Source organism: Streptomyces sp. NPDC002133, assembly GCF_040296405.1.
In the GTDB taxonomy this organism is placed as follows: Bacteria; Actinomycetota; Actinomycetes; order Streptomycetales; family Streptomycetaceae; genus Streptomyces.
Genome location: NZ_JBEOXF010000005.1, coordinates 260,093 through 286,363, shown reverse-complemented (window position 1 = coordinate 286,363; position 26,271 = coordinate 260,093). Strand labels below are relative to the sequence as shown.

At 72.0% G+C, this 26,271-nt stretch carries 21 protein-coding genes; 11 read left to right on the top strand and 10 right to left on the bottom strand.

The features are described 5' to 3' along the window. Positions 1–460 precede the first annotated feature (460 nt). The 4 genes from gltB to ABT078_RS09430 all read left to right on the top strand — a co-directional run bounded on the left by gltB (position 461) and on the right by ABT078_RS09430 (position 8,832). Positions 461–5,050, top strand: coding sequence for a glutamate synthase large subunit (gene gltB / locus ABT078_RS09445; protein ID WP_351225562.1), 4,590 nt, complete (start codon positions 461–463; stop codon positions 5,048–5,050). Continuing rightward, a complete protein-coding gene (locus tag ABT078_RS09440; RefSeq protein WP_351225560.1) occupies positions 5,043–6,503 on the top strand; it encodes a glutamate synthase subunit beta in 1,461 nt (486 codons plus the stop codon). Before gltB ends, ABT078_RS09440 begins: the two co-directional genes overlap by 8 nt. 465 nt (positions 6,504–6,968) lie before the next feature. Beyond that, entirely contained in the window at positions 6,969–7,691 is a 723-nt protein-coding gene (locus tag ABT078_RS09435; protein ID WP_351225558.1) for a vWA domain-containing protein, read from the top strand. A gap of 637 nt (positions 7,692–8,328) precedes the next feature. Beyond that, positions 8,329–8,832 (top strand): pyridoxamine 5'-phosphate oxidase family protein, encoded by a 504-nt coding sequence (locus ABT078_RS09430; RefSeq protein ID WP_351225556.1) that lies wholly within the window; start codon positions 8,329–8,331, stop codon positions 8,830–8,832. A gap of 45 nt (positions 8,833–8,877) precedes the next feature. Here ABT078_RS09430 and ABT078_RS09425 read toward each other — a convergent pair whose 3' ends face one another. Together ABT078_RS09425 and ABT078_RS09420 are read right to left on the bottom strand one after the other, a co-directional pair. Further along, complete coding sequence (locus tag ABT078_RS09425) at positions 8,878–9,888, bottom strand: acyl-CoA dehydrogenase family protein (RefSeq protein WP_351225554.1); 1,011 nt, start codon at positions 9,886–9,888, stop codon at positions 8,878–8,880. Further along, positions 9,888–11,039, bottom strand: a complete 1,152-nt coding sequence (locus ABT078_RS09420; protein WP_351225552.1) for an acyl-CoA dehydrogenase family protein — start codon at positions 11,037–11,039, stop codon at positions 9,888–9,890. Before ABT078_RS09420 ends, ABT078_RS09425 begins: the two co-directional genes overlap by 1 nt. Positions 11,040–11,103: 64 nt before the next feature. Between ABT078_RS09420 and ABT078_RS09415 the strand changes: the two genes are divergently transcribed. The 5 genes from ABT078_RS09415 (at position 11,104) to ABT078_RS09395 (ending at position 15,960) form a co-directional block, all read left to right on the top strand. After that, the gene (locus ABT078_RS09415; RefSeq protein WP_351225550.1) at positions 11,104–11,892 is read left to right on the top strand and encodes an SDR family oxidoreductase; all 789 of its coding nucleotides are present in this window, start codon (positions 11,104–11,106) and stop codon (positions 11,890–11,892) included. A 34-nt stretch (positions 11,893–11,926) separates the two neighbouring features. Beyond that, positions 11,927–12,565 carry a TetR/AcrR family transcriptional regulator gene (locus ABT078_RS09410; RefSeq protein WP_351225548.1) on the top strand — a complete coding sequence of 213 codons (639 nt, stop codon included), beginning with the start codon at positions 11,927–11,929 and terminating at the stop codon, positions 12,563–12,565. After that, complete coding sequence (locus ABT078_RS09405) at positions 12,547–13,704, top strand: acetyl-CoA C-acetyltransferase (RefSeq protein ID WP_351225546.1); 1,158 nt, start codon at positions 12,547–12,549, stop codon at positions 13,702–13,704. The genes ABT078_RS09410 and ABT078_RS09405 overlap by 19 nt, the downstream gene beginning before the upstream one ends. 353 nt (positions 13,705–14,057) lie before the next feature. After that, positions 14,058–14,261, top strand: a complete 204-nt coding sequence (locus ABT078_RS09400; protein ID WP_030707104.1) for a cold-shock protein — start codon at positions 14,058–14,060, stop codon at positions 14,259–14,261. Between the two features lie 163 nt (positions 14,262–14,424). Continuing rightward, complete coding sequence (locus tag ABT078_RS09395) at positions 14,425–15,960, top strand: DEAD/DEAH box helicase (protein WP_502981180.1); 1,536 nt, start codon at positions 14,425–14,427, stop codon at positions 15,958–15,960. A gap of 117 nt (positions 15,961–16,077) precedes the next feature. On the opposite strand, the gene ABT078_RS09390 is transcribed toward ABT078_RS09395, so the two are convergent. From ABT078_RS09390 to ABT078_RS09375, 4 genes are read right to left on the bottom strand one after another with little or no spacing between them, the layout of a single operon-like run. Then, entirely contained in the window at positions 16,078–17,142 is a 1,065-nt protein-coding gene (locus ABT078_RS09390; protein ID WP_351225541.1) for an NAD(P)H-dependent flavin oxidoreductase, read from the bottom strand. Next, complete coding sequence (locus ABT078_RS09385; protein WP_351225539.1) at positions 17,142–17,858, bottom strand: CoA-transferase subunit beta; 717 nt, start codon at positions 17,856–17,858, stop codon at positions 17,142–17,144. Before ABT078_RS09385 ends, ABT078_RS09390 begins: the two co-directional genes overlap by 1 nt. Further along, on the bottom strand, positions 17,855–18,706 hold the full coding sequence (locus tag ABT078_RS09380; protein WP_351225538.1) for a CoA transferase subunit A: 852 nt from the start codon (positions 18,704–18,706) through the stop codon (positions 17,855–17,857). The genes ABT078_RS09385 and ABT078_RS09380 overlap by 4 nt, the downstream gene beginning before the upstream one ends. Positions 18,707–18,709: 3 nt before the next feature. Next, positions 18,710–19,456, bottom strand: a complete 747-nt coding sequence (locus ABT078_RS09375; RefSeq protein WP_351225536.1) for an enoyl-CoA hydratase family protein — start codon at positions 19,454–19,456, stop codon at positions 18,710–18,712. Between the two features lie 66 nt (positions 19,457–19,522). On the opposite strand from ABT078_RS09375, the gene ABT078_RS09370 reads away from it, so the two are divergent. After that, the gene (locus tag ABT078_RS09370; protein ID WP_351225534.1) at positions 19,523–20,281 is read left to right on the top strand and encodes an SDR family oxidoreductase; all 759 of its coding nucleotides are present in this window, start codon (positions 19,523–19,525) and stop codon (positions 20,279–20,281) included. A 17-nt stretch (positions 20,282–20,298) separates the two neighbouring features. Next, a complete protein-coding gene (locus ABT078_RS09365) occupies positions 20,299–21,213 on the top strand; it encodes an SDR family oxidoreductase (RefSeq protein WP_351225532.1) in 915 nt (304 codons plus the stop codon). 581 nt (positions 21,214–21,794) lie between these two features. On the opposite strand, the gene ABT078_RS09360 is transcribed toward ABT078_RS09365, so the two are convergent. Genes ABT078_RS09360 through ABT078_RS09345 form a run of 4 tightly spaced genes read right to left on the bottom strand, consistent with a single transcriptional unit; the run spans position 21,795 to position 26,204 of the window. After that, complete coding sequence (locus tag ABT078_RS09360; RefSeq protein ID WP_351225530.1) at positions 21,795–22,451, bottom strand: LutC/YkgG family protein; 657 nt, start codon at positions 22,449–22,451, stop codon at positions 21,795–21,797. After that, a complete protein-coding gene (locus ABT078_RS09355) occupies positions 22,448–23,926 on the bottom strand; it encodes a lactate utilization protein B (protein WP_351225528.1) in 1,479 nt (492 codons plus the stop codon). The genes ABT078_RS09360 and ABT078_RS09355 overlap by 4 nt, the downstream gene beginning before the upstream one ends. Then, positions 23,923–24,675: a (Fe-S)-binding protein gene (locus ABT078_RS09350; RefSeq protein WP_351225526.1), complete on the bottom strand. Its 753-nt coding sequence runs from the start codon at positions 24,673–24,675 to the stop codon at positions 23,923–23,925. The genes ABT078_RS09355 and ABT078_RS09350 overlap by 4 nt, the downstream gene beginning before the upstream one ends. Beyond that, positions 24,666–26,204 (bottom strand): rhamnulokinase, encoded by a 1,539-nt coding sequence (locus ABT078_RS09345; RefSeq protein ID WP_502981182.1) that lies wholly within the window; start codon positions 26,202–26,204, stop codon positions 24,666–24,668. The genes ABT078_RS09350 and ABT078_RS09345 overlap by 10 nt, the downstream gene beginning before the upstream one ends. Positions 26,205–26,271 lie beyond the last annotated feature (67 nt).

The following is a 26,271-nucleotide window of genomic DNA, read 5'->3' as shown; positions in this document are numbered from 1 at the left end:
CGTCGGGGCGGCCACCGACGCGTCCCGAGTGGCCCCGGTCCTCCGCCGCCCCGGGCCCGGCCGCGCCTGCCCCGGACCTTCGGCCCCGACGTTCCGGCTCCGTGCCCAGTACCCTTGTGACGTACACCCCGGTGCCGAAACCCGGCACCCGATGCGACACTATGCATGGCTCCACATAAGTAGCCGTTACGTCGCGGTTTCGAGTCCTTGACGACCGGGCATGAGCCGTAAGCGCTGTGGGCAATGAAGCCTGCTCTGCATCCGGGATCGCGGACGCCGATCTGTCCGCCCCCGCCCCCATCTGCGCCGTTACCAGACCCCAGATAGCGGTGTCCGCATGTTGGAATGGGCTATCCGCTTCCCGAGAAGCACCGCATCATGTAACCTGCACGAAATTTCAGCGGAGGGCCAACGTCGTCCCTCGGCACCACCACATGCCACGACGACGACGGGAGAGCCGATGCGTTCGTACGCCTGGTCGCCCATGGACGGTCGCCCCGCCCCGCAGGGGATGTACGACCCCCGTAACGAACACGACGCCTGCGGTGTCGGGTTCGTGGCCACCCTTACCGGTGTAGCCAGCCATGAGCTGGTCGAGCAGGCGTTGACCGTTCTCCGCAATCTGGAGCACCGCGGCGCCACCGGCTCGGAGCCCGACTCGGGCGACGGCGCCGGCATCCTCCTCCAGGTCCCGGACGCGTTCCTGCGCGAGGTCACCGGATTCGGGCTTCCCGAGGCCGGTTCGTACGCCGTCGGCATCGCCTTCCTGCCCGTGGACGGCCAGGACGCGAACGTCTCACGGATCGAGACGCTCGCCGCCGAGGAGGGACTGACCGTCCTCGGTTGGCGCGAGGTCCCCGTCGCCCCCGACCTTCTCGGCGCCACCGCCCGCTCGACGATGCCGGCCTTCCGCCAGCTGTTCGTCGCGGACGCGGACGGCACCGCCACCGGCATCGACCTCGACCGCAAGGCGTTCGTGCTGCGCAAGCGCGCCGAGCGAGAGGCGGGCGTGTACTTCCCGTCGCTGTCGGCGCGCACCATTGTCTACAAGGGCATGCTGACCACCGGCCAGCTGGAGCCCTTCTTTCCGGACCTGTCCGACCGCCGCTTCGCCACCGCCGTCGCGCTCGTCCACTCCCGGTTCTCCACGAACACCTTCCCGAGCTGGCCGCTCGCCCACCCGTACCGCTTCGTCGCGCACAACGGCGAGATCAACACGGTCAAGGGCAACCGCAACTGGATGCGCGCCCGCGAGTCCCAGCTCGCCTCGGACGCGTTCGGCGCTGCCGGCAATGGACGCAGCGGGCGCGACAAGCTGGAGCGGATCTTCCCGGTCTGCACGCCGGACGCCTCCGACTCCGCCTCCTTCGACGAGGTCCTGGAGCTGCTCCACCTCGGCGGTCGTTCGCTGCCGCACAGCGTCCTGATGATGGTCCCCGAGGCGTGGGAGAACCACGACTCCATGGACCCGGCCCGGCGCGCCTTCTACCAGTACCACTCCACGATGATGGAGCCCTGGGACGGCCCGGCCTGTGTCACCTTCACCGACGGCACCCAGGTCGGCGCGGTCCTGGACCGCAACGGTCTGCGTCCCGGCCGCTACTGGGTCACCGACGACGGCCTCGTCGTCCTCTCCTCCGAGGTCGGCGTCCTCGACATCGACCCCGCGAAGGTCGTCCGCAAGGGCCGCCTCCAGCCCGGCAGGATGTTCCTCGTCGACACCGCCGAGCACCGCATCATCGAGGACGACGAGATCAAGGCCGCCCTCGCCGCCGAGCACCCGTACCAGGACTGGCTGGAGACCGGCGAGATCGAGCTCGAGGACCTTCCCGAGCGCGAGCACATCGTCCACACCCATGCCTCGGTCACCCGCCGCCAGCAGACCTTCGGCTACACCGAGGAAGAGCTGCGCGTCATCCTCGCGCCGATGGCCCGCACCGGCGGCGAGCCGCTCGGCTCCATGGGCACGGACTCCCCGATCGCGGCCCTCTCCGAGCGGCCCCGTCTCCTCTTCGACTACTTCACCCAGCTGTTCGCGCAGGTCACCAACCCGCCGCTGGACGCCATCCGCGAGGAGCTCGTCACCTCGCTGCGCTCGTCCCTCGGCCCCCAGGGCAACCTGCTGGAGCCGACCTCGGCCTCCTGCCGGTCGGTCACCCTGCCCTTCCCCGTGATCGACAACGACGAGCTGGCCAAGCTCATCCACATCAACGCCGACGGCGACATGCCCGGCATGAAGGCCGCGACGCTCTCCGGCCTCTACCGGGTCTCCGGCGGCGGCGACGCGCTGGCCGCCCGTATCGACGAGATCTGCGCCGAGGCCGACGCCGCGATCGAGAGCGGCGCCCGGCTGATCGTGCTCTCCGACCGGCACTCCGACGCCGAGCACGCGCCGATCCCGTCGCTGCTGCTCACCGCCGCCGTGCACCACCACCTCATCCGCACCAAGCAGCGCACCCACGTGGGCCTGCTGGTCGAGGCCGGTGACGTCCGCGAGGTGCACCACGTCGCGCTGCTCATCGGTTACGGCGCCGCCGCCGTCAACCCGTACCTGGCGATGGAGTCCGTCGAGGACCTCCTGCGCGCCGGTACGTTCATCGAGGGCATCGAGCCCGAGCAGGCCATCCGCAATCTGATCAAGGCCCTCGGCAAGGGCGTCCTCAAGGTCATGTCCAAGATGGGCATCTCCACGGTCGCCTCCTACCGCGGCGCGCAGGTCTTCGAGGCCGTCGGTCTCGACGAGGCCTTCGTCGACAAGTACTTCGACGGCACGGCGACGAAGATCGGCGGAGCTGGCCTCGACGTCGTCGCCAAGGAGGTCGCCGCCCGGCACGCCAAGGCTTACCCGGCGAGCGGCATCGCCCCGGCGCACCGCGCGCTGGACATCGGCGGCGAGTACCAATGGCGCCGCGAGGGCGAGCCGCACCTCTTCGACCCGGAGACGATCTTCCGGCTGCAGCACGCCACGCGCTCCAAGCGGTACGACATCTTCAAGAAGTACACGGAGCGCGTGAACGAGCAGTCCGAGCGCCTCATGACGCTCCGCGGCATGTTCGGTTTCACGTCCGACCGCGAGCCCGTCCCGCTCGACGAGGTCGAGCCGGTCTCCGAGATCGTCAAGCGCTTCTCCACCGGCGCCATGTCGTACGGCTCCATCTCCAAGGAGGCGCACGAGACCCTCGCCATCGCCATGAACCAGCTGGGCGGCAAGTCCAACACCGGTGAGGGCGGCGAGGACCCGGAGCGCCTGTACGACCCGGCGCGGCGTTCGTCGATCAAGCAGGTCGCCTCCGGCCGCTTCGGCGTCACCTCCGAGTACCTGGTCAACGCGGACGACATCCAGATCAAGATGGCCCAGGGCGCCAAGCCCGGCGAGGGCGGCCAGCTGCCCGGCCAGAAGGTCTACCCGTGGATCGCCAAGACACGGCACAGCACGCCCGGTGTCGGTCTGATCTCCCCGCCGCCGCACCACGACATCTACTCCATCGAGGACCTGGCTCAGCTGATCCACGACCTCAAGAACGCCAACCCGGCCGCCCGCATCCACGTGAAGCTGGTGTCCGAGGTCGGTGTCGGCACGGTCGCCGCAGGTGTCTCCAAGGCCCACGCGGACGTCGTCCTCATCTCCGGCCACGACGGCGGCACCGGAGCCTCCCCGCTCACGTCGCTGAAGCACGCGGGCGGCCCCTGGGAACTCGGCCTCGCCGAGACCCAGCAGACGCTGCTGCTCAACGGCCTGCGCGACCGTATCGTCGTGCAGACCGACGGCCAGCTGAAGACCGGCCGTGACGTCGTCATCGCCGCGCTGCTCGGCGCCGAGGAGTTCGGTTTCGCGACCGCGCCGCTCGTCGTCTCCGGCTGCGTCATGATGCGCGTCTGCCACCTGGACACCTGCCCGGTCGGCATCGCCACGCAGAACCCGGTCCTGCGGGAACGGTTCGCCGGCAAGGCCGAGTTCGTCGTGAACTTCTTCCGGTTCATCGCCGAAGAGGTCCGCGAGCTGCTCGCCGAGCTCGGCTTCCGCACGCTCGACGAGGCCGTCGGCCACGCCGAGCTGCTCGACACCACCCGGGCCGTGAACCACTGGAAGGCGCAGGGCCTCGACCTCGAGCCCCTCTTCCACGTTCCCGACCTGCCCGACGGTGCCGTACGCCACCAGCTGGTCGAGCAGGACCACGGCCTGGAGAAGGCCCTGGACAACGAGCTGATCAAGCTGTCGGCCGACGCGCTGGCCGCGCCCTGCGCCGAGGAGGCCCAGCCGGTCCGCGCCCAGGTCCCGATCCGGAACATCAACCGGACCGTGGGCACGATGCTCGGCCACGAGGTGACCAGGAAGTTCGGCGGTGCCGGCCTGCCCGACGACACCATCGACATCACCTTCACCGGCTCGGCCGGCCAGTCCTTCGGAGCCTTCCTGCCGCGCGGTGTCACGCTGCGCCTGGAGGGCGACGCCAACGACTACGTCGGAAAGGGCCTCTCCGGCGGCCGTGTCATCGTCCGCCCGGACCGGGGCGCCGACCACCTGGCCGAGTACTCGACCATCGCGGGCAACACCATCGCCTACGGCGCGACCGGCGGCGAACTGTTCCTGCGCGGTCGCACCGGCGAGCGCTTCTGCGTCCGCAACTCCGGTGCGCTGGTGGTCTCCGAGGGCGTGGGCGACCACGGCTGCGAGTACATGACCGGCGGCCACGCCGTCGTCCTCGGCGAGACGGGACGCAACTTCGCGGCCGGCATGTCCGGTGGCATCGCGTACGTCATCGACCTCGACAAGGACAGCGTCAACGCCGGAAACGCGGGCGCCGTCGAGGCGCTGGACGACACCGACAAGCGGTGGCTGCACGACGTCGTGCGCCGCCACCACGAGGAGACGGGTTCCACCGTCGCCGAGAAGCTGCTTGCCGACTGGTCCGCGGCGGTCGACCGGTTCAGCAAGATCATCCCGACCACGTACAAGGCAGTGCTCGCCGCCAAGGACGCCGCTGAGCTCGCCGGTCTCTCCGATCAGGAGACCACCGAGAAGATGATGGAGGCGGCGACCAATGGCTGACCCCAAGGGCTTCCTGACCACCGGGCGCGAGGTCGCCAAGACCCGCCCGGTGGGCGAGCGGGTGAAGGACTGGAACGAGGTCTACGTCCCCGGCTCCCTGCTGCCGATCATCAGCAAGCAGGCCGGGCGCTGCATGGACTGCGGCATCCCGTTCTGCCACAACGGCTGCCCGCTGGGGAACCTGATCCCCGAGTGGAACGACTACGCCTACCGCGAGGACTGGCAGGCCGCGAGCGAGCGGCTGCACGCCACGAACAACTTCCCCGAGTTCACGGGCCGGCTCTGCCCCGCCCCGTGCGAGTCGGCGTGCGTCCTCGGCATCAACCAGCCCGCCGTCACCATCAAGAACGTCGAAGTCTCCATCATCGACAAGGCGTGGGACGCCAACGACGTCAAGCCGCAGCCGCCGGAGCGGCTGTCCGGCAAGACCGTCGCGGTCATCGGCTCGGGCCCGGCGGGTCTCGCCGCCGCCCAGCAGCTGACCCGGGCGGGCCACACGGTCGCCGTGTTCGAGCGCGCCGACCGCATCGGCGGACTGCTGCGCTACGGCATCCCCGAGTTCAAGATGGAGAAGCGGCACATCAACCGCCGGATCGAGCAGATGCGCGCGGAGGGCACCAAGTTCCGCACGGGCGTGGAGATCGGCCGCGACATCGACGCGGCGAAGCTGCGCCGCCGGTACGACGCCGTCGTCATCGCGGCCGGCGCCACGACCGCCCGCGACCTGCCGGTGCCGGGCCGTGAGCTCAAGGGCATCCACCAGGCGATGGAGTACCTGCCGCTCTCCAACAAGGTCGTCGAGGGCGACTTCGTGGCCCCGCCGATCACCGCCGAGGGCAAGCACGTCGTCGTCATCGGCGGCGGCGACACGGGTGCGGACTGCGTCGGCACCGCCCACCGCCAGGGCGCGCTGTCCGTCACGCAGCTGGAGATCATGCCCCGGCCGGGCGAGGAGCGGAACGCCAACCAGCCCTGGCCGACGTTCCCGATGCTCTACAAGGTGACGTCCGCGCACGAGGAGGGCGGCGAGCGGGTCTACTCCGTCTCCACCACCCACTTCGAGGGCGACGAGGACGGCAACGTCCAGTCCCTGCACCTGATCGAGGTCGAGTTCGTCGACGGCAAGCTCCAGCAGAAGCCGGGCACGGAGCGTGTCATCCCGGCCCAGCTGGTCACCCTCGCCATGGGCTTCACCGGTACGGACGTCGACAACGGCCTGGTCTCCCAGTTCGGCCTGGAGCTGGACGAGCGCGGCAACATCGCGCGCGACGCGGACTTCGCGACCAACGTCGACGGCGTCTTCGTCGCCGGCGACGCGGGCCGCGGCCAGTCCCTGATCGTCTGGGCCATCGCCGAGGGCCGCTCCGCGGCACGCGGCGTGGACCGCTACCTCACGGGCGCGAGCCACCTGCCCGCCCCGATCCGCCCGACGGACCGTTCTCTGATGGTCTGACGTTCCCTCATATACGTCCCGTACAACGGCGTACGGAACTGATCGCGGCGCCTGCCCACTGTCCCCGACCGGACGACGGGCAGGCGTCGCGGTGTTCTTCCGGCGGGTGCCGCTGCCGCAGACTCATCCGGAGCGGGTGGCGGGGGTTGTCGGGGCAGACGAACACGCTGTACTCGCCACAGCGGCCCACGACGGCCTTCGTCGGATCCACCCGGCCGTCCTCGGCGTCCTCCACGGGGCGCCGGCCGCGCGAGCCCCCGTCCCCCTCGCGTGAATCGACGGCCGGCAGCAGCCGCAGCTCCCGACCGCAGGTGTCGCGGTACTGCCGGGACAGGTCCGTGGAATGCCAGGAGCGATGGCCGCGCGGTACCGGTCCGGTCCGACAGCCGATCGGGCGGCTGCGTCAACCGCTCGACTTCCCGTACATTCCTGCGCGTTGGCACACCCGGCGAACGGAGACGCGCAATGGCGGCGATCAGCCTCCGCAAGATAGAGGAGTCCGCCCCGGCCCTCGTCAGCCTCTACAAGACCGCGGGCGTCTCGCTGGAGAAGCACGGGCTGCGCGGGCAGCGCGTCGCGGTCTATCTGGTGGTGGACTACTCCGGCTCGATGAAGCCGTACTACAAGGACGGCAGCGTCCAGGCCCTCGCCGACCGGGTGCTGGGGCTGTCGGCGAACCTGGACGACGACGGGAGCGTGCCCGTCGTCTTCTTCTCCACGGACATCGACGCGGAGACCGAGATCGCCCTCGCGGACCACGAGGGCCGGATCGACCGGATCGTGGCCGGGCTCGGGCACATGGGCAAGACCAGCTACCACCTGGCGATGGATGCGGTCATCGACCACTATCTGGACAGCGGTTCCACGGCCCCCGCGCTCGTCGTCTTCCAGACCGACGGCGGCCCGATCAACAAGCTCGCTGCCGAGCGGTACTTGTGCAAGGCGGCGAGGCTGCCGATCTTCTGGCAGTTCATCGGCTTCGGCGATCCCGGCAGCAGGCAGTTCGAATTCCTGCGCAAACTCGACGAACTGGCCGTCCCGGCGAAGCGTCCGGTCGACAACGCCGGCTTCTTCCACGCGGGCCAGGACCCGCGCCGGGTCCCGGACACGGAGCTGTACGACCGGCTCGTCTCCGAGTTCCCGTCCTGGCTGGCCACCGCCCGCGCGCAGGGCATCGTGCGCTCCTGACCGTACGGGCCCCCACCCGTGGCCGCCGCCGCGCCGCCGTGTGCCCAGGTCACCGGCACCGTGCACAGCGCAGGAGACCGGGCGGGCCCATTCGTCCGCCGCCTCCGGTGATCATGGTGCATGCTCGGCCGCCCGACTGCGTGGCCCGGGAGGGGGAGCACATGGCGCCGCAGGAGGAGGTGACCTGGGAGACGGGTACGCGGTGTCCCCGCCGGGGGTGGCCCCGGGAGGACGGGGCCGGCCGTCTCTACCGTGACGCCGACGGGCCCGTGCCGAACGGACGCCGCTCCGCTCGCGCGCTCCACGTCGTCCCGAGGGCCGGGCTGCGGTCGCCCGGGTGACCACCGAGCAGCATCTCGGCTCCCGCGTGCGGGGACGCCGCGCCGTCCACCGGTTGGAGGAACCGTTGGGCGCGTCGCGGGGGTGGATCACGCTGCACTGTCGCCGACTGCTCCGGTTCGGCCGCACGCGGTGGGGTGCGACCGGGCGCGCCGTGCCCGCATCGTCCAGGAGACCTGAACCGGAGACCTGAACCGGCGGCGGTCTGTCGACCACGGCGACCGCTTCCCGGGCATGCGGAGTCCTGCGCGCCGCAATCTGGACAGAAGATGTCGGGTATCCGCGGTTGTCTGGAGCCATGGGAAACAGCTGGACAGATTTCAGTGAGGCGGAGCCGGACTTCGCCGCGACCGTGCAGCAGCGCTTCGAGCAGGACACGCACCACGTCCTGGCGACGCTGCGCAAGGACGGTTCGCCGCGCGTGACCGGCCTCGAGGTGAACTTCAGGTTCGGGGAGCTGTGGCTCGGGATGATGCCGAACTCGCGCAAGGCACTGGACCTGCGGCGTGACCCGAGGTTCGCGATCCATGCCAATCCCGGGACCGGTGCGTCCATGGAGGACGGGGACGTGCGGGTCGCCGGACGGGCCGTCGAGGTGACCGATCCGGAGGTGATGGCCCGGTTCCAGGAGGAGGTCGAAGCGCCGCAGCCGTTCCATCTGTTCCGGGTGGAGCCGACCGAGGTCGTACGCACGGGGGTCGAGGACGACGAGCTCGTCGTCCAGTCCTGGCGGCCGGGGCGAGGGCTGCGGACCGTGCGGCGCGGCAACGACGACAGCCCGCCGCGCCCGGACGCCGCGTGACCGTGCCGGGGCCGTGCCGGGACCGTGCCGGGGCCGTGCCGGGAGTCAGCCGGACAGCACCGCGGCCCGGCACTGGGCCGGCGTGCCCCATGCGTCCCGCAGCGGGCGGGCCTTGCGCAGCCAGAGCGAGAGGTCCAGCTCCTCGGTGTAGCCGACGGCGCCGTGCAGTTGGAGGGCGGTGCGGGCGGCGGCGTACGCGGCCTCGCCCGTGGCCACCTTCGCCGCGGCGACCTCGGCGGGGGCCAGCGAGAGCGCCGCCCCGTGGAGGAGCGGCCGGGCGAATTCGAGCGCGACGAGTGTGTCCGCCAGCCGGTGCTTGACCGCCTGGAACGACCCGATCGGCGCGCCGAACTGGGTGCGCTGCCCGGCGTACGCGACGGTCCGCTCCAGCAAGGCGAGCCCGATGCCGAGCGACTGCGCGGCCGTGGCGAGACGCGCCCAGTCCCCGGCGCGCCGGGCCGCCGCGGCGACGGCGGTCCCGGCGGCGATGACCTCCCCGCCCGCGTCCGGCACGGCAAGCCGCCGCACCGGATCGGCCGACGCCCGGACCGGTCCGTGCCCGGGTGCGACACGCAGCCTCGCGCGGGGCGGGCCGGAGCCGTCGGCGCCCTCGCCGCCATCCGGTTCGACCACCAGCACCCAGCCCGCCGCATCCGCGTCGAGCACGTACCGCCCCGCACCCGGAAGCCGCAGCGTCGCCGTCACCTCGCCCGCCGCGATCCCCGGCAGGAGCCGCTTCGCCGGGCCGGGCTCGCCGAGCTCCGCGAGCAGCGCGGCCGCGGCGACCGTTTCCGCCAGCGGCCCCGGTACCGCATGGCGGCCGAGCTCCACGAACGCGACGGCGAGCTCGACGGGAAGCGGGCCCAGGCCCTCGTACTTCTCCGGAACGGCCAGCGCGAAGACCCCCGCGTCGGCCAGGCGGGACCACAGTGCGCGGCCCGGCGCGGGGTCGCCCGCCGCCCAGGCCCGCGCCGCCGCCACCGTGTCCGCGGCCGTCAGCATCGCGTCCAGCGAGCGCCCGAAGGCCTGCTGTTCGTCGTCGAGCAGGAAGCGCATCAGCGGCGGCCTTTCGGAAGTCCGAGCAGGCGCTCGGCGATGATGTCGCGCTGGATCTCGTTCGTCCCGGCGTAGAGGGGTCCGGCCAGCGAGAAGACGTACCCCTCGGCCCACTCGCCCGGGCCGTCCGCCAACTCGCCGTCCGCGCCGAGCAGATCGAGCGCGGTCTCGTGCAGGGCGATGTCGTACTCGGACCAGAAGACCTTGTTCAGGCTGGATTCGGCACCGATGGCCGAACCCGCCGCGAAGCGCGAGGCGTTGGCGTACGTGAAGAGCTGGTACGCCCGTGCGCCGATCACCGCGTCCGCGACCCGGTTCCTCAGCGCCGTGTCGGAGGGGTCCCCGGCCGACCGCCAGAGCCGTACGAGCCGGTCGGCCGCGGCCAGGAAGCGGCCGGGGGAGCGGAGCGTGAGGCCGCGTTCGTTGCCGGCCGTCGACATGGCGATGCGCCAGCCCTGCCCGGGCTCGCCGATCACGTCCTCGTCCGGCACGAAGACGTCGTCCAGGAACAGTTCGCCGAAGGCCGGCTTGCCATCGAGCCGGCCGATCGGGCGGACCGTGACGCCCGGCGCGCGCAGGTCGAACATCAGGTACGTCAGGCCCCGGTGGGGCCTGCCGGCATCGGGGTCGGTCCGGAAGATGCCGAACGCCCGGTCCGCGAAGGCCGCCCGCGACGACCATGTCTTCTGGCCCGACAACAGCCAGCCGCCGTCCGTCCGCACGGCCCTGGACTTCAGCGACGCGAGGTCGGAGCCGGACTCCGGCTCCGACCAGGCCTGCGCCCAGATCGCCTCGCCACCGGCCATGGACGGCAGGACGCGGGCCCGCTGCTCCTCGGTCCCGTGGTCGAAGAGGGTCGGGGCAAGGAGGCTGATGCCGTTCTGCGACACCCGGCCGGGCGCGCCTGCCGCGTAGTACTCCTCCTCGAAGACCAGCCAGTGGAAGAGATCGACGCCGCGGCCGCCGTACCGCTGCGGCCAGGACACCACCGACCAGCGGTGCGCGTACAGCTCCGCCTCCCACTCCCGGTGCGCGGCGAAGCCCTCCTCCGTCTCCAGCGACGGCAGCGGCCCGGCCGGGACGTGCGCACGCAGCCACGCGCGGGCCTCCGCGCGGAACGCGTCCTCGTCCGCCGTGTGTGTCAGGTCCATGAAGCGCGCGCTCCCCTCCCCGGGAACCTTCCCTAACAAGTGTTTGGTAGGTTAACGTGCCGGTGTGACGGACAACAAGGCTCAGTACGTACCGGGGCATGCGCTGCTGGACCGCCGTACCGCCGTCATCACCGCGGCCGCGGGGGCCGGGATCGGCGGTGCGACCGCGCGCCGTTTCCTGGAGGAAGGCGCACGGGTCCTGATCAGCGACGCGCATGCGCGCCGCCTCAAGGAGAGCGAGGCCGCGCTCGCTGCCGAGTTCGGGGCGGCGGCCGTGGAGTCGCAGGTGTGCGACGTCACCGACGAGGCCCAGGTGCAGGCCCTCTTCGACGAGGCCGTACGGATCCACGGGGGCCTCGACGTCGTCGTCAACAACGCGGGCCTCGGCGGCACGGCCGAACTCGTCGACATGACCGACGAGCAGTGGTCCCGCGTGCTGGACGTCACGCTGAACGGCACCTTCCGCTGCACCCGGGCCGCCCTCCGGATGTTCAGGGCGGCCGGCCGCGGCGGCGTCGTCGTCAACAACGCCTCCGTCGTCGGCTGGCGCGCCCAGGCCGGCCAGGCCCACTACGCCGCCGCGAAGGCCGGCGTCATGGCGCTGACCCGGTGCGCGGCGGTCGAGGCGGCGGCGTACGGGGTCCGCGTCAACGCGGTCTCGCCGAGCCTCGCCATGCACCCGCACCTCGTGAAGGTGACCTCGGCCGAGCTGCTGGAGGAGCTCACCGCCCGCGAGGCCTTCGGCCGGTACGCCGAGCCCTGGGAGGTCGCCAACGTCATCGTCTTCCTCGCCAGCGGCTACTCCTCGTACATGACGGGCGAGACGGTGTCCGTCAGCTCCCAGCATCCGTAGATCGGGCAGGACCGGGCAGGACCAGAATGGGCACGTGCCAACGACGAAGAAGAAGACCCAGGTGACCGCCTCGCCGGAGCGGCGCCGCGAACTGCTCGGCATCGCGGCCGAGGTGTTCGCCGCCCAGGGCTACAACGCCACCACCGTCCGCAAGATCGCGGACGCGGCGGGCATGCTCGCCGGCAGCCTGTACTACCACTTCGATTCCAAGGAATCGATGCTCGACGAGATCCTCTCCACCTTCCTCGACGAGCTGTGGGCGGGGTACGACACCGTCCTCGCGGCCGGGCTCGGGCCGAGGGAGACGATCGAGGCACTCGTCACCGAGTCGTTCCGGGAGATCGACCGGCACCGCGCCGCCGTCGCGATCTACCAGAAGGAGTCCAGGCACCTCTCCGCACAGCCCCGCTTCCGCTATCTCGCCGACTCGCAGCAGAAGTTCGAGAAGGCATGGCTGGGAACGCTGGAGCGCGGGGTCGCCGCGCGCGTCTTCCGCGACGACCTGGACGTCCGGCTCACGTACCGGTTCGTCCGCGACACGGTGTGGGTCGCGGCGTCCTGGTACCGGCCGGGCGGGCGGCACAGCCCCGACGAGATCGCCCGCCAGTACCTGTCGATGGTGCTCGACGGCATTACGACGAAGGAGCAGCAGTCATGGCCGAGGCCTACATAGTCGAAGCGGTACGCACCCCGGTCGGCCGGCGCAACGGAGGCCTGGCCGGTGTCCACCCCGCCGACCTGGGCGCACACGTCCTCAACGCCCTGGTCGCCCGGTCGGGGATCGACCCGGCCGCCGTCGAGGACGTCGTCTTCGGCTGCCTGGACACCGTGGGCCCGCAGGCCGGTGACATCGCCCGCACCTGCTGGCTGGCGGCGGGCCTGCCCGAGGAGGTGCCGGGCGTCACCGTCGATCGCCAGTGCGGCTCCTCGCAGCAGGCGGTGCACTTCGCGGCCCAGGGGGTCATGTCGGGCACCCAGGACCTCGTCGTCGCGGGCGGCGTGCAGAACATGACGCAGATCCCGATCGCCTTCGCCTCCCGCCGGGCCGCGGAGCCGCTCGGGCTGACCGAGGGCCCCTTCCACGGCTCGCAGGGCTGGAGTGCCCGGTACGGCGACGCGCCCGTCGACCAGTTCCACGGCGCCGAGCTGATCGCGAAGAAGTGGGGCATCTCCCGCCTCGACATGGAGGAGTTCGCCCTCCGCTCCCACCAGCGGGCCGTCCGCGCGATCGACGAGGGCCGCTTCGAGCGGGAGACCGTCGCCCACGGCGACGTGACGGTGGACGAAGGCCCTCGCCGCGACACGACCCTGGAGAAGATGGCGGGCCTGCGCCCCGTCCTGGACGGCGGCACGATCACCGCGGCCTGCTCCTCCCAGGTCTCGGACGGCGCGGCGGCGATGCTCCTCGCGAGCGAGCGTGCCGTACGCGAACACGGGCTCACCCCACGCGCCCGCGTCCACCACCTCTCGGTGCGCGGCGAGGACCCCATCCGCATGCTCTCCGCCCCCATCCCGGCCACCGCACACGCGCTGAAGAAGACCGGTATGACCATCGACGACATCGACCTGGTCGAGATCAACGAGGCCTTCGCCCCTGTGGTGCTCGCCTGGCTCAAGGAGACCGGCGCGGACCCCGCGCGGGTGAACGTGAACGGCGGCGCGATCGCCCTCGGGCATCCGCTGGGCGCTACGGGTGTGAAGCTGATGACGACGCTGCTGCACGAACTGGAGCGCACGGGTGGGCGGTTCGGTCTTCAGACGATGTGCGAGGGCGGGGGCCAGGCGAACGTGACCATCATCGAGCGGCTGTAGCGCCGCCATCTCCGTGAGGGCGCGGCGCACATGTCAGTGGGACGGGCCGCGTCCTCGAAAGGCGGCGTGGGCTTTCGAGGGAAGGCGGTGACGCCGTGGACGGGTCGGCCCGGGGCGACATGGGTGCGGGCGCGTCCGGCGGCAGCGTCGATGGTGCTCATGACAATAGAGCTCGGTCACGGCTCCGCCGTTTCGTGGTTCCACACGGGAGATCCGGGCGTGCTACAGTTAGCGGCGTTGCAGTTTTGGTACCCATGAACTTTATGTGCGCCTGACGGGAAATGATCCGCTAGGCGCATTACTGTTTTTCCGGCTTTCTCCGGGTGGGACCTCTTACCTATCGGGAGAATGACATGGCCACTGGAACCGTGAAGTGGTTCAACTCGGAAAAGGGCTTCGGCTTCATCGAGCAGGACGGCGGCGGCGCCGACGTCTTCGCGCACTACTCCAACATCGCCTCCTCGGGCTTCCGTGAGCTCCAGGAAGGCCAGAAGGTCACCTTCGACGTCACGCAGGGCCAGAAGGGCCCGCAGGCGGAGAACATCGTCCCGGCCTGACATCCGGACGCGTACCACGCAGCCGGGGCCCGCACCTTCGCGGTGCGGGCCCCGGCTTGTGCTGTCCTCAGGCCCAGGAAGGCATTCCCGAATGACTCGCTCCGAAAGTCCCGCACGCCGGCGACCGGCGACGCGACCCGTCAAGCGCACCGCGAACGAGCCCGTGGACAGGTCCGCGGGCTCCTCCGCGAACCGGTCGGTGAACGAGCCGTCGAAACAGCCCGCGCGACGGTCCGCCAAGAGCCCTGCCAAGAGCCCCGCAAAGGGCTCCGCGAACGGCTCGGCCAAACGCTCCGGCGGTGTGCGCCGTGCCGTGACGCCTCCGCAGGAATTCACGCTGCCGGAAACCAGCACGCCCGCCCTGCCCGCCGTCGCGTCGTTCGACGAGCTGGAACTGCCCGCGGCGCTGCTGAAGACCCTCACCGCGCAGGGGGTGACCGCACCCTTCCCGATCCAGGCCGCCACGCTGCCGAACTCGCTCGCCGGGCGTGACCTGCTCGGACGCGGGCGCACCGGCTCCGGCAAGACCCTCGCTTTCGGTCTCGCGCTGCTCGCCCGCACCGCCGGGCGGCGGGCCGAGTCCGGGGCCCCGCTCGCCCTGGTCCTCGTGCCCACGCGGGAGCTCGCCCAGCAGGTCACCGATGCCCTCACCCCGTACGCGACGGCCGTCAACCTGCGGCTCACCACAGTCGTCGGCGGAATGTCGATCACCAAGCAGGCGGGCTCGCTGCGGCGCGGCGCCGAGGTGGTCGTGGCGACGCCCGGCCGGCTCAAGGACCTCATCGAGCGCGGCGACTGCCGGCTCGACCAGGTGGCGATCACCGTGCTGGACGAGGCCGACCAGATGGCGGACATGGGCTTCATGCCGCAGGTCACCGCCCTGCTGAAGCAGGTGGAGACGGACGGGCAGCGCATGCTGTTCTCGGCCACCCTGGACCGGAACATCGACCGGCTCGTACGGCAGTTCCTGACCGACCCCGTCGTGCACTCGGTCGACCCGTCCGCAGGCGCCGTGACCACGATGGACCACCACGTCCTGTACGTCGCCGACGAGACGGACAAGAAGGCGGTCACGACGCGCATAGCGGCCCGTGACGGCCGGGTCATCATGTTCCTGGACACCAAGCGGTCCGTGGACCGGCTCGTCAAGAGGCTGCTCGCCAGCGGCGTACGGGCGGCGGGCCTGCACGGCGGGCGGTCGCAGCCGCAGCGCAACCGCACCCTCGACCAGTTCAAGAACGGGCAGGTCAGCGCGCTGGTGGCGACCAATGTGGCGGCCCGTGGCATCCATGTCGACGACCTGGACCTCGTCGTGAACGTCGATCCGCCGATGGACCACAAGGACTATCTGCACCGGGGCGGGCGCACCGCGCGGGCGGGTGAGTCGGGCAGCGTCGTCACGCTGGTCCTGCCGGACCAGAAGCGCGAGATGGCCCGGCTGATGTCGGATGCGGGCATCAGCCCGCGCACGGCGATGATCAAGTCCAGCGACGAGGAGCTGGCACGGCTGACCGGGGCCCGCGAGCCGTCGGGGGTGGCCGTCACCATCGAGGTGCCGCAGCAGCCGCAGCCGCAGCAGACGGCGGCGCGGTCCGCGCGGTCGCGGCGCAGGACGCCGCGTCCGCAGCAGGGCGGCGGCGGTACGGGGTCGGGCCGGCGCGCGCAGACCGGCCGCCACCACCGGGCCGCGGGCCGCTAGGCGCGCCCGTCGGGCCCGCCCGACGGGGCGTGCGACGCCCGGTGCTGTTCGGTGGGCCCGGGTCTCCGTCGTCGGTCGGCGGGCGGGCTCGGTAATGGCGGGCCCGGGTGTCCGTCGTCAGTCGGCGGTCGGGCCCGGAAGGGGCGGTAGGGCGCGGAGTGTGTGGTCGGCCTCGGACATCACGCGGGCGACCAGCTCCGCGCAGCTGGGGAGGTCCTCGATCAGGCCCGCGACCTGACCGGACGCCATGACGCCGAGGTCGGTGCGGCCCTCGACCATGGAGGCCTTCAGGAGCATCGGCGTGTTCGCGGCGAGCAGGACCTGGCTCCAGGACAGGTCCTTGCCGTGTTTCATCGCGAGCCCGTCACGGATCATCGCGGCCCAGGGCAGTCCCGAGAGCTTCCTGAAACGGGCAGCCTGGCGGACGGCGTGCAGGAGGGCCCGGGTACGGCCGGACCGTTCGAGCGCGTCGACGAGTTCCGTACGGAGCATGCGGTGCGGCAGGCCGTCGACGGCCGTCGTGACGGTGATGTCCTTCACCGACGCCGCCAGATAACGGGCCTTGACGGCGTCCGGGACCGTCGAGTCCGATGTGAGCAGGAAACGGGTGCCCATGGCGACGCCCGCCGCCCCGAAGGCGAGCGCCGCCACCAGCCCTCGCCCGTCGTGGAAACCGCCCGCCGCGACCACCGGGATCTCCACGGCATCCACGACCTCCGGCAACAGCACGGTCGTGGCGACGTCCCCGGTGTGGCCACCGCCCTCGCCGCCCTGCACGATCACCGCGTCCGCGCCCCACGCTGCGACCTTCTCGGCGTGGCGGCGGGCGCCGATGGACGGGATGACCACGACGCCCGCGTCCTTGAGCTCGGCGATCAGCTCGCGCGAGGGGGCCAGGGCGAAGGAGGCGACGCGTACGCCCTCGTCGACGATGATCCGCACCCGCTCCCGTGCGTCCCCGGCGTCGGCGCGCAGATTGACGCCGAAGGGCGCGTCCGTACGGGACTTGACCTCACGCACGGCCTGTCGGAGCTGCCCGGTGGTCATGGTCGCGGAGGCGAGGATGCCGAGCGCCCCGGCGTCGGCGGTGGCGGTCACCAGCCGAGGGCCCGCGACCCAGCCCATGCCGGTCTGGACGATGGGGTGGCGGACGCCGACGAGCTTGGTGAGCGCGGTCTCCATCAGGCCCCGACCTCGCGATCGCGCATACCGTCCGGGTCGATGACGTCGCGGATCAGCGTCAGTTCGGCTGCGGTCGGCTCCCGCGTGCACGGGACGTCGTCACCGATCACCAGCCCGAATCCGGTCGCCTCCCGCACCTGTTCCACCGTCACCCCCGGATGCAGGGAGGCCAGCCGCATGGACCGGTCCGGCGTCGCGAAGTCGAAGACCCCGAGGTCGCTGACCACCCGCGGGATGCGGTGGAAGCGAGCACCCGCCGCGTTGTCGTACCCCACACCGCTCACCATGTCGACCTTCTCGACGAACACACGGGTGGAGTGCCGCGGCACCCAGTAACTGACCGGATTGTTGAGGGTGTTGACCGGCGCTCCGCGCACACCGAGCAGCTGGCGGGCCGGTCGGGCCCAGCCGCCGATGCAGGAGATGTTCTGGTTGCCGTACCGGTCGATCTGGCCGGCGCCCATCATGACGTGCCGTCTCCCGCCGGTGACCATCGTGAGGTGGCGGCGGTACGGCAGCCAGCCCTCGACCGTGCCGTCGAGGCCTACGAGCATCGCCTCGCCGTCCGTGAGCAGCAGATCGGGCGAGAAGGTGCGCTTGGCGAGGCGCGCGCCGACGGAGGGGATCAGGCCCATGGGACTGGCCAGCACCTCGCCGTTGTCCCGCCAGGCCTCGGCGCAGGCGATCACGCAGTACTCGGAACGAGAGACGGTCATCGCTGCTCCTCGTGCCAGGCCCGGACGTCCGACTGATAGGCGTGCTCGTCGGGGCCCGACAGGAAGCGTCCGGCGAATTCCTCCCACGGCGTGGTCGCGTACAGCTTCTGGAACGCCTCGTCGCGGCCGTGGTCGGGCACGCAGGAGGTGAAGTGCGCGCCGTTCGGGGTCTCGACGACGCCCGTGACGCTGTGCCGGCTGACGAGGAGGGTCTGCGGGGCGGCGTCCTTGGTCAGCTCGGCCGTCTCGACGAGCTGTTCGCACGACATGTACGCCTCGTCGGCCGCCTCGCAGAAGAGGTCGTCGAAGTACGGGTCGGGACCCAGGTACTGGCCGTTGCCGAGCCGGTCGGCGCGGTTCATGTGGACGAGGGCCGCGTCCATGCGCAGGGCGGGTACGGCGACGAGCTCCTCGCCGTCGTCGTAGGGCGACGTCACCGTCCGCAGCCCGGGGTTGACCCGCATGACGTCCGAGCCGAGTCCGGCCCGCACGGGCAGGAACGGCAGCCGGTTGGCCGCGGCGTGCAGGCCCCACATGAACATGGCCTCGTCGAGCTCGGTCATCTCGAAGGCGCCGCGCTCGCGGGCGGCGCGGAAGTGCGGCTCCAGCGGGATCGAGTCGAGCGTCGCGAACGGCGCCACGAGCCTGCGGATGCGGCCGGCCGCGGCGAGGAGGCCCACGTCGGGACCGCCGTACGAGACGACGGTCAGGTCGGTGATCCCGCTGCGGAGCAGAGCTCGCACCAGGGCCATCGGCTTGCGCCGTGAGCCCCAGCCGCCGATGCCGAGGGTCATGCCGCTGCGCAGCCGCCCGATGACGTCATCGACGGACATGGTCTTGTCGGCCATGGATCACGCCTCCTTGCCGAAGGTGTCGCGGACGCGGCCAGCGGTCCCGCTGAGGCCCGCCTCGAAGGTGAAGCCCTGCTCGAAGCGGTAGCTGCGGCGTACGTCGACGGGGTCGATGCCGTTGATGGCTGCCTTGGCCAGCCGGAGCAGATGGCCGTCCTTCCGCGCGATCTCGCGCGCCAGCTCCAGGGCCGCGGTGGGGAGTTCCTCGCGCGGGACGACCTTCCACACCGAGCCGTGGGCCTGCAGTTCGGCGGCCGTGGCCGTACGTGAGGTGTAGTACAGGGTGCGCATCAGATGCTGCGGTACGAGCCGGGCGAGATGGGTGGCCGCGCCGAGAGCGCCGCGGTCCAGCTCCGGCAGCCCGAAGGTGGCGTCATCGGACGCCACGATCGCGTCGGCGTTCCCGACGAGCCCGATCCCGCCGCCGAGGCAGAAACCGTGCACCGCGGCGACGACGGGTACCTCGCACTCGTAGACCGCGGCGAAGGCCTCGTAGCAGCCGCGGTTGGCGCCGATGAGGGCGCGGTGCGTGCCCGCGTCGCGCTGCAGCTCCTTGATGTCGACGCCCGCGTTGAAGCCGCGGCCCGCGGCGGTGAGCACGACGCAGCGGATCTCCCGGTCGCGGCCGGCCGCACGGACGGCGTCCGCGAGGTCGTACCAGCCCTGCACGGGCAGGGCGTTGACGGGCGGGAAGTCGACCGTGACGACGGATATGCCCTTCTCCGGGCCTGAGGTGGAGACACCCATGAGCAGATCAGCTACCTTTCCACCAAACATTTGTTAGGTGATGCTGCGTCAGGAAGGTAGCAGCCGATGGAGCTGGACGGGAGGGTCGCCGTCGTCACCGGCGGCACGCGGGGCGTCGGCGCGGGGATCGCGCGGGCGTTCCTGGCGGCCGGCGCGGAGGTCGTCGTCTGCGCCCGCAGACCGCCGGACGCCCCGGTCGAAGCGGGCGGTCGCGAGGCGGAGTTCATACCCGTCGACCTGCGCGACGGGGTGGCCGTCACGGACCTCTTCGCCGATGTCGGGCGCCGGTACGGACGGCTCGACGCCCTCGTCAACAACGCGGGCGGGACGCCGTACCGGCTGCTCGGCGAGGGGGCCGCCGAGCGCCACGCGCGGGTGGTGCAGCTCAATCTGGTGGCGCCGATGACCGCGTCCCTCGCCGCGTACGAGCACCTGCGCGCGGCGCGCGGCTCGCTCCTGATGATCGGCAGCGTGAGCGGTACGCGACCCTCGCCGGGCACGGCCGCGTACGGGGCCGCCAAGGCGGGCCTGGAGAACCTGGCCCGCTCCATGGCCGTCGAGTGGGCGCCCGAGGTCCGGGTGAACACCCTGGTGCTGGGCATGGTGCGCACCGAACTGTCGCACCTCCACTACGGCGACGAGGCGGGGATCGCGGCGGTAGGCCGCACCGTGCCGCTGGGCCGGCTCGCCGAACCGGGCGAGATCGGGGACGCGGCCGTGTTCCTCGCGTCGGACCGGGCGGGGTACGTGAGCGGGGCGTCGCTGCTGGTGCACGGGGGCGGCGAGCGCCCCGCGTTCCTGGACGCGGCGAATGTCGACCGGTGACGTGAGGAGAGAACGTGATGACCGCAATCACTGAGGGACGCGTCGTGATCGTGACCGGCGCCGGTCGCGGGCTGGGCAGGGCACATGCCCTCGCCTTCGCCGCCGAGGGCGCGAAGGTGGTGGTCAACGACCTCGGAGTGGGCCCGGACGGCTCGGGCACGTCCCGTACCCCCGCGGAACAGGTCGTCGACGAGATCCGCGCGGCGGGCGGCGAAGCGGTGGCGCACGCAGGCGACGTGGCGTCCGCCGAGGGCGCGGCATCCTTGGTGGCGACCGCGCTCGACACCTTCGGGCGGCTCGACACCCTCGTCAACAACGCCGGGTTCCTGCGCGACCGGATGCTGGTCAACCTGGACGAGGACGACTGGGACGCGGTGATGCGGGTGCATCTGAAGGGGCACTTCCTGCCGCTGAAGCACGCGGCGGCGTACTGGCGGGCCGAGGCGAAGGCCGGCCGCGAGCCGGCCGCACGGGTGGTGAACACCTCCTCCGGGGCGGGCCTGCTCGGCTCGGTCGGCCAGGGCAACTACAGCGCGGCGAAGGCGGGCATCGTCGGCCTCACACTCGTCGCGGCGGCGGAGATGGCCCGCTACGGCGTCCAGGTCAACGCGATCGCCCCGGCGGCACGGACACGGATGACCGAGCAGACCTTCGCGGAGACGATGGCGGCGCCCGGGGAGGCGGGGGCCTTCGACGCGATGGCCCCCGAGAACGTCTCTCCGCTCGTCGTCTGGCTCGGCGCTACGGCGTCGGCGGGCGTCACGGGCCGCGTCTTCGGGGCGGAGGCGGGTCGCATCACCGTGATGGAGGGCTGGCGCCCGGGCCCCACCGCGGACAAGGGTTCCCGCTGGACCGCCGCGGAGGCGGGGGAGGCGGCCCTGAAACTCCTGGCGGACTCGCAGCCACCGCAGCCGGTGTACGGGGCGGGGTAGCGCTTCGGGCCGGGGTGCGGGGTGCCCCCGGCGGGGTGCGGGTGTGGGGTGGGGGGTGTGCCCGGTGCCGTGACGGGTGTCCGGTGTGTCCGTCCTCAAGTGCCCCCTACGCCCTGCGGCGTGGGGGGACCCCGGACGGGCCGGGTGCGGCCGCTGTCGGTGGGTGGTGGTGCGGGGCCCCTCCGGGCTCGCCTCCTCGAAATCGGTGGGTACGGCGCCGTCCGGCACCACCGCCCGATTTCTGCGGGGGCGACCCTGCACGGCCCCGCCCCGGCCGTCCCCCGACCGCGGCCCGGTGGGTGGCCGGAAAGCCACGGGGGCATGGCAAGCGTGATGTGTGGCGCGCGGCACGGGTGATGACTGGGGTGCCGAGGTCCGTGTGCCGGTCACCTCGGGCCGGGTCCACGCGGACCGGGGTGCGCGCCCGGTGCGTACGGAGGACGGGGTGGCCGAGTACGAAGTGGGCCGGCTCCGGGACATGGACGTTCGGCTCGACGCTCGAGCCGGACGAGGGCTGACACACGACGAAGCCCCGGCCGGACCGACGGGTCCGGCCGGGGACTTCGGCCATGTCGGGGGCTTCAGCCCTCGACCAGGATCACTTCCAGCGTCCGGGGCCCATGGACCCCTTCCACCCGGTCCAGCTCGATGTCGCTCGTCGCCGACGGGCCGCTGATCCAGGTCAGCGGGCGCGCCGGATCCAGGCGCTCCAGGCCCTGCGGCACCGAGTCGGCGACCTGCTCCGGCACGCGCACCACGCAGATGTGGTGGTCGGGCACCAGCGTGATCCGGCGGCGGCCCTGGCCGGGGCCGCCGTCCAGGACGATCGTCCCGGTCTCGGCGATGGCCACCGCGCAGCCGGTCACCACGCTGTCCACCGTGTCGAGTTCGGCGGGTGTGGAGCCCGGCGTGTCCGGCACGAGCTCGATGCCGTTCGCCGCCGCCGTGGCCGGCCACTCCTCCGGCAGCCCGTCCGGCACCACGACCGTGCGGGTCCCGCGCTCCGCCAGCAGCCGGCCGATCAGCCCCGGCAGGTCGTCGGCGGACGCGACGCGGTGCACGAGCGCGCGGTAGTCCGCGAGGTTCTCGGCGAGCAGGTCCGCGGTCTGCGCGGGCGTGCGCTGCCCGTGGACGCGGAGGTAGTCGCGGACGACCGGCACGTCCTGAGGACGCTCGTCGCGCGGCACGTCCGCCAGGGCGCGGCGCACCCGTCCGAGGACCGTGTCCCTGCTGCTCACTCGCCGCTCCCTTCGGTACCGCGCGTGCGCTGCCACCAGTCGCGGAACGACTCGGCCGGCACCTCCGGCACCGTCCGTGTGTCCGTCCAGGCCCGGCCGGGACCCGGCAGGCGCCGGGGATGCAGCCGGCGCGTGCGGGAGGCGAGGCGCTGGAGCCTGCGCAGCGCGCCCGGGTGGTCCAGCGTCCAGCGGGCCGCGCGCATCGCGGCCCGTTCGGCCGCGTGCCCCTTGGCCGGGCGGATGGTGACCTTCGTACCGTTGCGCGTCACCTCGCCGCCCTCGACAACCCGTTCCCGCAGATGCACCAGCACTTCGGGGATGTCGATGGCGACGGGGCACACCTCGTAGCAGGCACCGCACAGCGTCGAGGCGTAGGGCAGCGAGGCGTCCAGCTCGCTGTCCGTGCCCCGCAGCTGGGGCGTGAGGATCGCGCCGATCGGGCCGGGGTAGGCGGACCCGTAGGCGTGCCCGCCCGCCCGCTCGTACACCGGGCACACGTTCAGGCAGGCCGAGCAGCGGATGCAGCGCAGCGCCTGCCGCCCCACCGTGTCGGCGAGGGTGTCGGTGCGGCCGTTGTCGATCAGCACCAGATGGAAGGTCCGCGGTCCGTCGCCGTCCGACGTCCCCGTCCACATGCTCGTGTACGGGTTCATCCGCTCGGCCGTGGACGAGCGGGGCAGGAGCTGGAGGAACACCTCCAGGTCCTGCCAGGTCGGCACCACCTTCTCGATGCCGACGACCGAGATCAGCGTCTCGGGCAGGGTCAGGCACATCCGGCCGTTGCCCTCGGACTCGACCACGACCAGGGTGCCGGTCTCGGCGACCATGAAGTTGGCCCCGGAGATCGCGACCTTCGCGCGCAGGAACTTCTCCCGCAGGTGCAGCCGCGCCGCCTCGGCCAGCTCCGCGGGCCGGTCGGTGAGACCTTCGGGGGCGGGGCGGCCCCAGTCGCCCATCTTCTCGCGGAAGATGGTGCGGATCTCGGACCGGTTGCGGTGGATCGCCGGGACCAGGATGTGCGAGGGCAGGTCGTCGCCCAACTGCACGATCAGCTCGGCGAGGTCGGTCTCGCAGGCGGTGATCCCGGCCTCGGCCAGCGCGTCGTTGAGCCCGATCTCCTGGGTGGCCATGGACTTGACCTTGACGACCTCGGTCTCCCCGGTGGCCCGTACGAGGTCGGTGACGATCCGGTTGGCCTCGGCGGCGTCGGTGGCCCAGTGCACCTGGCCGCCCGCCGCCGTCACGGCGGTCTCCACCCGCTCCAGGTAGTGGTCGAGGTGCCGGAGCGTACGGTTCTTGATCGCTGCCCCGGCGGCGCGCAGTTCCGCCCAGTCGTCGAGTTCGGCGACGGCCTTGGCGCGCTTGTCACGGATGGTGTGGGTCGCGTGGCGCAGATTGCCGCGCAGGGTGGCGTTCCGTGTGGACTCGGCCGCGGCCTTCGGGAAGGCGGGCATGCCGAGATATGTGCCGCTCATCGGGCATCCTCCTCCGTGCTCGCCAGGATCTCGGCGATGTGGACCGGACGCACCGGCGAGCCGAGCCGGGCGAGCGTACCGCCGATGTGCATCTGGCAGGAGTTGTCGACCGTGCACACGGCCTCCGCCCCGGTGGAGACGATGTTGCGGGCCTTGTCCGCGCCCATCGCCGCGGACACGGCGGCGTTCTTCACGGCGAAGGTGCCGCCGAAGCCGCAGCACTCCTCGGCGCCCGGAAGCTCCCGCAGCTCCAGCCCCTCGACGTGCTCCAGCAGCCGCCGCGGCCGGTCGCCGAGACCGAGCATCCGCAGGCCGTGGCAGGTCGGGTGGTAGGTGACGGTGTGCGGGTAACAGGCCCCGACGTCCGTCACCTTCAGCACGTCGACCAGGAACTCCGTGAGCTCGTAGGTCTTCGGGACCGCGGCAGCCGCCGCTTCCGCGAGCTCCTGGCCCCGTCCCTCGGCGGCCGCCTTCGCGCCGATGCGCGGGTAGTTGTCGCGCACCATCGCCGCGCACGAACCGGACGGGGTGACGACGTAGTCGTAGCCGTCGAACGCGGCGGCGTAGCGGCGCACCAGGGGCTCGGTCTCGTGCCGGTAGCCGGTGTTGAACTGCGGCTGTCCGCAACAGGTCTGTGCCGGAGGGAAGTCCACCTCCACGCCCAGCCGTTCCAGCAGCGTGACGACCGCCTGCCCGGTGCGGGGGAAGAGGGTGTCGTTGACGCAGGTGACGAAGAGCGCTACTCGCACGGCTGTTCCTCCTTGGCGCCCGTCCGCTGCCGGGCCGCTGCCTCCTGGCCTCCGGTGACGAGGGCTTCCGCCCGCTCCCATGCCCGGAGGTCGCCCGTGGGCTCGTGACGCCGCAGCTCCTGGGTGTCGTACAGGAGTTTCCGCAGCTCGGACAGGTCTCCGGCCACCGCCCCGGCCGCACGGGCCTGCACCAGGATATTGCCGAGCGCGGCGGCCTCGGCCGGGCCCGCCACCACGGGCAGACCGCACGCGTCGGCCGTCAGCCGGCACAGCAGCTCGTTGTGGGCGCCGCCGCCGACGATGTGCACGGTGTCGATCGTACGGCCGGAGAGCCGCTGGGCGTCCGCAAGCGCGCGGCGATGGGCCAGGGCGAGCGAGTCCAGTACACAGCGGGTCGTCTCGGCCGCGTCGCGCGGCACGGGCCGGCCGGTGCGGCGGCACGCCTCGGCGATGCGCTCCGGCATCCGGCCCGGGGCGATGAACTCCGGGTCGCCGGCGTCGACGACCGAACGCAGGGGCGCGCACGCGCCGGCCCGCCGCAGCAGCTCCCCGAGCTCCTGCGGCTGCCCTTGCGACTCCCAGCTGCGCAGACACTCCTGGAGCAACCAGAGGCCCATGATGTTGCGGAGGTAGCGGACGGTGCCGTCGACGCCGAGCTCGTTGGTGAAGTTGGCCCGGCGGCTGTCCTCGGTGAGGACGGGCGCGTCCAGTTCGAGCCCGGCGAGCGACCACGTGCCGGTGGCGATGTACGCGAAGCGCTCACCGCGCGCGGGCACGCCCGCCACGGCGGACGCGGTGTCGTGCGACCCGACCGCGGTCACCGGGACGGGACCGGTCAATCCCGTCTCCGCGAGGGCATCGGGCAGCAGCAGCCCCGCGCGGTCGCCGGGCCGGCGCAACGGCGGGAAGAGTGAGAGGTCGATCCCGAGTGTGTCGGCGACGGGGCGTGCCCAGTCGCGGCTGCGCGGGTCGATCAGCTGGGTCGTGGAGGCGTTGGTGATCTCGGTGCCGGTCTCGCCCGTCAGCCAGTACGAGACGAGGTCGGGGACGAGCAGCAGCCTGCGGGCGGCCGCCAGCGCGGGCGTGCCCTGCGCGGCGACCAGCTGGTAGACGGTGTTGAAGGGGAGGTGCTGCAGTCCGGTGGCCGCGTACAGGTCGGCGGGCGGGAGCAGGTCCGCGACCTTGGCGGTCGCGCTCTCCGTACGGCCGTCCCGGTAGTGCACGGGGTTGCCGACGAGGGCGCCGTCGGCGTCGAGGAGGCCGTAGTCCACGGCCCAGGAGTCGATCCCCACGCTCGCGAGCCGCCCGCCGGTGAACCGGCCGGCGGCGCGCAGCCCGTCGAGCACGCCCCGGTACAGCCCGAGGATGTCCCAGTGCAGGGTGCCGCCGACGCGGACGGGCGTGTTCGGGAACCGGTGCACTTCCGTCAGGCCGAGCGCCCCGGCCCCGACGTGCCCGACGATGACGCGCCCGCTGGAGGCACCGAGATCGACGGCGGCGAAAACGAGGGGTTCATCTGGTGACACGATGTCAGTCCTTTGGAACGTTGTGGGCAGTCGTTCCGCAGGGCGAGCGAAGCGACCGGGGGCACCCTCA